Raw genomic sequence first — 6,499 nt, 5'->3', positions numbered from 1 at the left:
CGAACTTCCGTTCACCGCCGAAGTTGGAGAACTTCGTCCCGTGGCCTTAGGAGGACGCCAATGATTAGTCAGGACAGAGCAGAAGGCCGCCAGGTGCTGGTCGTCGAAGATGAAATGACCATCGTGCTGGTAATAGAAGACGCCCTGCTGGGCATGGGTGCACAGGTGGTCGGACCTGCATCTCGCCTTGACACGGCCATTCGGTTGGCGAGGGAGGCGCCGATCGATGCAGCGATCCTCGACGTCAACATCCGGGGCGGCAACTCGTACGAAGTTGCAGACATCCTCGCTAGCCGCGATATCCCGTTTCTCCTCTGCAGTGGCTACAGTGACTGGGCGATTGAAGAACGGCATCGCGATCGGCCGCGTCTGACGAAGCCCTACAGTTCGAACGAACTCAAAGCGCAGTTGCTGCAGTTATTGAATTCGTCGGCCACCGGCTAGAGCATTGAACCGCACGAGGTGAACGGGCCATGGGAAAAATCATTGCAATCGGCGGGTCAGCAGGATCGATCCAGGTGATCCGGCAGATATGCAAGGAGTTGCCGCAGAACCTGCAGGCGTCGGTCTTGATCGCAGTCCATGTCGGAGCGGGCAATCGGGACCTGCTCGCCGCGATACTGGACAGTGGAGGCACACTTCCGGCATCCACTGCGGTCGACGGTGAGCCCATAGACGAAGGGCATATCTACGTGGCGCCCGCAGACCACCATCTTGTGATGGACGGGGGGGTCTTCGCCTGGGCCGCGGACCGCGCGAGAACATGGCGCGGCCCGCGATCGATCCGCTGTTCCGATCCGCAGGGATCAGCGCCGGACCCGAAGCCATTGGAGTTCTGCTTTCCGGCATGCTCAACGACGGGGCTTCCGGGTTGGCGGACCTGAAACGTTGTGGCGGATTAACCGTTATTCAAAACCCCCTCGACGCCGTAGAGAGCGAGATGCCACAAACGGCGTTGCTGGCGAGTGACGTTGACTACCGTGCTCCCGCCAAGGATCTGGCTGCCCTTTTGATCCGCCTCGTGCTGGAAGGCGCGGGCCCGACCGTTGCGGCACCGTCCAGCGTTGCGCTTGAGGTGGCGATCGCTATGGGGCGGCCGTCTAACTCTCCAACGATCGCAGAAATCGCGGATCCCGTCCCTTTGAGTTGTCCCGGATGCGGGGGGACATTATCGCAGATCAGGCGCACGCCGCTGCGATTCCGCTGTCAGGTGGGACACGGATATACCGCCGAGGCACTCGCCCACGAACAGGAAGGTTCAGTTGACGAGGCAGTGCGCATCGCTCTTAGGGTGATGGGCGAGCGCATCGTTCTGATGGAAAAGATGATACGAGAGGCGTTGCAAGCCGGCAGAACCGCCGCCGCTGCGACGTTCGAGGAACGCGCACAAGAGTATAAGCGTTCCGCCGACGTCCTTATGGACGCGGCGCTCAAGGGCTAGCCGGGCATGCAGCGATAGCAGTGATAACACGCGGCGGGAGACAGTAACGAGTATGGGTGCTGTAAATCTATACGCAGGAAAGCACATTCTTGTCGTGGAGGACGATTACTTCATTGCCCAGCAGCTTGTAGACTGGCTTGAACAAATTGGTGCGGTCGTCGTCGGCCCGGCGCCAAGCGTAAACCGAGCTTTGACATTGGCCTCTGGTGAAACAATCATCGACGCCGCCGTACTCGACATCAACCTGAACGGTGACATGGCGTTTCCTGTGGCGGACCTGCTGCTCTCGCGAGGCGTTCCGTTCGTCTTCGCAACGGGCTATGACGACAAGGATATTCCAGCCCGTTACGATTCCGTGCCGCGCCTTTCGAAGCCTGTAGAAGCCGGGGATCTGCAGGACGCTTTGTTCCGGCGCTAAGCGGGTCGGAACATGGCTATGCCGACTGCCTGACAGAGTTCTTGCTTGTCCCGATTTTCGTATTCTCCAACCGGTCCGCGGAACTTGATTTGCTTCGATACGTTCAAGCGGAGCAAGAACCTTATTTCTTGTCCAGCCTCATGCTGCCGAGCTTTAGGGCTGACCCCACTTGCCGTTATGAGCTCCGGGCGCATTCTTAGCTATCGGCGGGCGGAAAATTTGCCAAGCCTCAGTTTGTCGAAGGAGGCCATCAATGACTGCCCTACAGAAGCAGACGCTTGACCAGGGTCAGCTCCTCAAGCGCCAGAAAATATTGGCCGATTTCGGGGAGTTCGCGCTGCGATCCGACGATCTTGATTCCGTTTTGACTGAGGCTTGCCGCTTAGTCGGCGAAGCTCTCGATACGAAGAGGTCAAAGGTCCTTGAGATCAAGCGCGGTGAGAAAAAGCTCTGGGTGCGTGCAGCTGTCGGCTGGACGCCGAATATCGTTGGCCTCCAACTCAACATGGATCAACATTCCTCTGAGACCTACGCGATCAAACTTGGCCAGCCAATGGTGACCAAGGACATCGCGAAAGAGGAACGCTTTGGTGTACCCGCTTTTATGAAGCGTGCGGGCGTCGTTGCGTTGGTTAATGTTCCGATCTTCGTGCCTGGCAGGAAGCCGTATGGTCTCCTTCAGGTCGACGACGTGGTGCCGAGACAATTTGAAGACTCCGACATCCAGTTTCTAAGAACCTACGCCACAATCCTTGGCCCGGTCATCGACCGGCTTCACCAAGTGGATGCGTTGAAAGTGAGCGAGGAGCGCTTCCGCCTAGTAGTCGAAAACGCCCGTGACTACGCCATTTTTGTCACTGACGCTGAAGACCGTATCGTCGATTGGCACGAAGGTGCCCAAGCCGTGTTCGGATGGACAGCGTCGGAAGCTGCAGGCATGTCAGCTAGCAAGCTATTCACCGAAGAGGATCGCGCCAAGGGAGAAGACCAAAAAGAGGTCGAGACTGCGCGCAGAGAGGGGTCTGCTCCTGATGTCCGCTGGCATCTCCGCAAAGACGGCTCCCATGTTTTCATCGATGGATCGACCGAATGCCTGCGAAATGCGGACGGCTCGGTGAAAGGATTTCTCAAGATTGGTCAGAACGTTACCGAACGGCATCGCACCGAGAGACGACTCCGACAAAATGAAGCGTTTCAGCGGATGCTAATCGGGGGTGTCCCCCAGCTAATCTGGCGCTCCGAGTCCATTGGCAACCGGATTTGGTCGAGTCCGCAGTGGGAGCAGTTTACTGGCCAGGCCGTTGAAGACAGCAAAGGGTTGGGATGGCTTGAGACGGTGCATCCCGATGACCATGCAGCGGTGATGGCCGCTTGGCAGGATGCCGAGGCAAAAGGTGGTTTGGACTGCGAGTACCGTATTCGCCGAGGTGCGGATGGAAAATATATCTGGCATCACAGCAGATCACTGCGATCAGGTGAAAGCGAGACCGACTGGCTTGGCACGTGTACCGATGTCGAGGAGTTAAAAGAGCTGCAAAGCCGCCAGGAGGTCATGGTCGCGGAGTTGCAACATCGAACGCGAAACCTGATTGCAGTCATTCGGTCGCTATCCGAAAAGACGGTGAGGACAAGCACGACATTGCAGGAGTTTTCGGAAGCGTTTGGCCACCGTTTAGGTTCAATTACGCGGGTGCAAGGTCTTCTTTCTCGACTGGGCGAGACAGAGCGTGTCGCGTTCGACGAATTGCTTGCAGCGGAACTGTCGGCTTACATCTACGATAAAGAAAAAGTCACGCTGGATGGACCACCAGGCATTCGGTTGCGTTCACGCTCAATTCAGACCTTCGCGCTTGCACTGCATGAGCTGGCAACGAATGCGCTGAAATATGGGGCGCTGTCTGCTCCAAAAGGCCGTCTGACTATCCGATGGCAAATTGAACGTGTTGATGGCGACCCGCCATCTCTCTACGTCGAATGGACTGAAACGGGCGTTCAAAATATGCCGACTGCGGATGAACCAGCTAGGGGTTCGGGCTACGGGAGGGAACTCATCGAGAAAGCGCTTCCATACCAGCTCAGGGCCAAAACAACTTATGAACTTCGCTCTGATGGAGTACGCTGTACCATTCTCGCGCCAATCACCTTCGATGCGTGAAAGGAAAATGACATGTCGCCTTTACCCCTTCAGGGGCTTACCGTCCTGGTTATCGAAGGCGAATATCTCATCGCTGACGCATCAGTCAGATGCGGGCGCTGAGGTCGTTGGCCCCGTCGCTTCGGTAAATGATGCTTAGATATTCTGAGTGGCCCAGCCCATGTCTTCTAAATCCGATTTCATTGTGCCAACCATATGGCCAGATTCCCGGCTACTGCGACATTTGTTGTCCGGGCGCTGAAAAGTCACGCGTTTTAAAGTCGCCGCTGTGGCTGTAGTCGAAAATCGGCCGTCGAGGAACTTTGCCCAGTGTGCTTCGGAAGCGTCTGGCTTGTCTCCGGTCGCTGTGCAAAGCGATTTCGATAGATCAACGGGCTGACCCCATAGTGGCGAGCAAACTGAAACCTCAGGTTTTCTGCGCTTCCAAGTCCGGTCACGCTTGCAATGTCATCGAGCGCGGTAGAACCAGTCTCCAGCAGGATGCGGGCTTGCTCCAGTCGCTCCCTCAGTATCCATTTGAGGGGCGGCAAGCCCGTCAGAGAATGAAAGCGGCGCTGAAAGGTACGTTCGCTCATGCCTGCATGGCGGGCAAGAGAGCTGACCGTGTGCGGGTGGCGAAGCTTGGCTTGAATATGATCCAGGATCGACGACAGTCGATCTGCCTCCCGCTTCACGGGCACGGGGCGCTCGATGAACTGGGATTGCCCACCCTGGCGATGGCTGTACATCACCAGGCGACGCGCCACGGTGTTGGCGAGCTCCGCTCCGAAATCCGAGCGGACAATATGCAGGCAAAGATCGATCCCCGCTGAACTGCCGGCCGAGGTGAGAATGTCGCCCTCGTCGATGTATAGGCAATTCGCGTCGAGCGCGATGGCTGGGTAGCGCTGGGCGAGGCCCTCGGCGAACCGCCAATGCGTCGTCGCGCGGCGGCCATCGAGCAAGCCGGCGGCTGCAAGTACGAAAGCGCCGCCACAGATGGAAATGATGCGGGCGCCGTTCTTATGAGCGCGGACCAATGCGTCGCAGATCTGATCGGGGACAGGCGCATCGGGCCCGCGCCAGCCGGGAACGATGATCGTTCCGGCCTCATGCAGATCAGTCGCAGTGCCCGTTGCTGCGACCGTCAGGCCACCGCAGGCGTGAAGAACTTGATCCTCCAGCGAAACTGATTTGAACTGATACCAGTCAGGCCCTGCTTCAGGTCGGGGTAAACCGAAGACTTCGGATGTGATCCCGAACTCGAAGGTACAGAGGCCGTCATAGACGAGGCTGACGACATGTCTGTTTGCAGGAAAGCATGGAGCCTCATTTTTTGGCATGAATGCGGTCTTATCTGGCAATCCTGCCACTGGCAACTCAAGGTGTGGGCATGCGACACGGTCACTCGCCAACAAACTATGGAAAAACACGATGACCCGCGATACTGACCTGCTAAACGCAATACAGACCTATTTCGATGCCCTCTACGCCTGCGATCTCTCACTCTTTGACCAGATCTTTCATCCAGCCTGCAACCTGTTCGACGCTGACGAAGGCGCAATCACGGTCGATCCGAACTCGGATTATCGCCAGGTGATCGCAAAGCGCGAATCTCCCGCAAGCCGCTCTCAAGACCGCGAAGACGAAATCATCCTGATTGATTGGCTTTCGCCGGCCGCAGCGACTGTGAAGGTCAGGCTGCGGATCCACGCCAACATCTTCATCGATCATCTCTGCTTCGTGAAAGGCATCGAGGGCTGGCGGATCGTCGCCAAGATCTGGCACCTTGAAAGTGTGCGGGCAGCCGAAATTGAGGCAGGAGAGAATAAGCCATGATTATTTCATCCGGAGAGCAGTCACCATCGATCGATCCTGATGCCTGGGTCGCGCAGGATGTGACCGTGTTTGGGGATGTTGTCATCGGTGCAGGCAGCAGGATCATGCATGGCGCTCGCCTGGTGGCGGAGGCCGGCGGCTCCATCCGCATCGGACGGAACTGCATCGTACTCGAAAACGCGGTGATCCGGGCTACCGGTCGCCACGATTGCAAGTTGGGTGACCACTGCGTCGTCGGTCCCAACAGTTATGTCGTTGGCGCTCAAATTGATGACGAGGTTTTCATAGCCACCGGAGCGGCGGTGTTCCACGGTGCCCATATAGGACGGGGATCGGAAGTCCGCATCCATGGAACTGTCCATCTACGCAGCCGTCTCGAACCAGGTAAAACCGTGCCGATCGGTTGGGTCGCAGTCGGCGATCCTGCCGAAATTCTATCCCCAGATCAGCATGAGGAAATCTGGGCGCTTCAAAAGACGCTCGATTTTCCCGGGTTTTGTGTATGGGGTTGATAGAACTCAGCCGGACGTCATGAAAAACATTACAGAAACTTTGTCCAAGGCTCTTGGAGCGCATCAAGCAAAAGAACGTTGGAGATGAAAAACGCCGCGAAAACTCCTGTTCTAGCGAGAATCGTTTTAGCTAGCCTCTCGAAGCCCGCAGGCCG

6 protein-coding genes and 1 pseudogene are annotated in these 6,499 nt (G+C 57.1%); 6 read left to right on the top strand and 1 reads right to left on the bottom strand.

The features are described from left to right. Positions 1-60: 60 nt before the first annotated feature. The 4 genes and pseudogenes from ACP7E6_RS29200 to ACP7E6_RS29185 all read left to right on the top strand — a co-directional run bounded on the left by ACP7E6_RS29200 (position 61) and on the right by ACP7E6_RS29185 (position 4,014). Positions 61-444, top strand: a complete 384-nt coding sequence (locus ACP7E6_RS29200; protein WP_426233653.1) for a response regulator — start codon at positions 61-63, stop codon at positions 442-444. Positions 445-473: 29 nt separating this feature from the next. Then, a pseudogene (locus tag ACP7E6_RS29195) lies at positions 474-1,441 on the top strand (chemotaxis protein CheB). A 52-nt stretch (positions 1,442-1,493) separates the two neighbouring features. Further along, a complete protein-coding gene (locus ACP7E6_RS29190; RefSeq protein WP_426233651.1) occupies positions 1,494-1,859 on the top strand; it encodes a response regulator in 366 nt (121 codons plus the stop codon). 253 nt (positions 1,860-2,112) lie between these two features. Continuing rightward, a complete protein-coding gene (locus tag ACP7E6_RS29185) occupies positions 2,113-4,014 on the top strand; it encodes a PAS domain S-box protein (protein WP_426233649.1) in 1,902 nt (633 codons plus the stop codon). 254 nt (positions 4,015-4,268) lie between these two features. Here the strand turns inward: ACP7E6_RS29185 and ftrA are convergent, their stop codons facing one another. Continuing rightward, positions 4,269-5,357, bottom strand: coding sequence for a transcriptional regulator FtrA (gene ftrA / locus ACP7E6_RS29180; RefSeq protein ID WP_426233657.1), 1,089 nt, complete (start codon positions 5,355-5,357; stop codon positions 4,269-4,271). Positions 5,358-5,427: 70 nt separating this feature from the next. Here ftrA and ACP7E6_RS29175 point away from each other — a divergent pair, with 70 nt between their 5' ends. Together ACP7E6_RS29175 and ACP7E6_RS29170 are read left to right on the top strand one after the other, a co-directional pair. Continuing rightward, positions 5,428-5,832 (top strand): nuclear transport factor 2 family protein, encoded by a 405-nt coding sequence (locus ACP7E6_RS29175; protein WP_426233647.1) that lies wholly within the window; start codon positions 5,428-5,430, stop codon positions 5,830-5,832. Beyond that, positions 5,829-6,344 carry a gamma carbonic anhydrase family protein gene (locus tag ACP7E6_RS29170; protein WP_426233645.1) on the top strand — a complete coding sequence of 172 codons (516 nt, stop codon included), beginning with the start codon at positions 5,829-5,831 and terminating at the stop codon, positions 6,342-6,344. Before ACP7E6_RS29175 ends, ACP7E6_RS29170 begins: the two co-directional genes overlap by 4 nt. The last annotated feature ends 155 nt before the right edge of the window (positions 6,345-6,499 follow it).

The sequence above is a fragment of the Pararhizobium sp. DWP3-4 genome, assembly GCF_049898205.1.
GTDB lineage: Bacteria > Pseudomonadota > Alphaproteobacteria > Rhizobiales > Rhizobiaceae > Pararhizobium.
This window is presented reverse-complemented; position numbering and strand designations above follow the sequence as displayed.

Excerpts from the sequence above, each read along its gene's own strand:
- ACP7E6_RS29170 (WP_426233645.1), top strand. The coding sequence starts at position 5,829 with ATGATTATTTCATCCGGAGAGCAGTCACCATCGATCGATCCTGATGCC.
- ACP7E6_RS29185 (WP_426233649.1), top strand. The coding sequence starts at position 2,113 with ATGACTGCCCTACAGAAGCAGACGCTTGACCAGGGTCAGCTCCTCAAG.
- ACP7E6_RS29190 (WP_426233651.1), top strand. The coding sequence starts at position 1,494 with ATGGGTGCTGTAAATCTATACGCAGGAAAGCACATTCTTGTCGTGGAG.
- ACP7E6_RS29175 (WP_426233647.1), top strand. The coding sequence starts at position 5,428 with ATGACCCGCGATACTGACCTGCTAAACGCAATACAGACCTATTTCGAT.
- ACP7E6_RS29200 (WP_426233653.1), top strand. The coding sequence starts at position 61 with ATGATTAGTCAGGACAGAGCAGAAGGCCGCCAGGTGCTGGTCGTCGAA.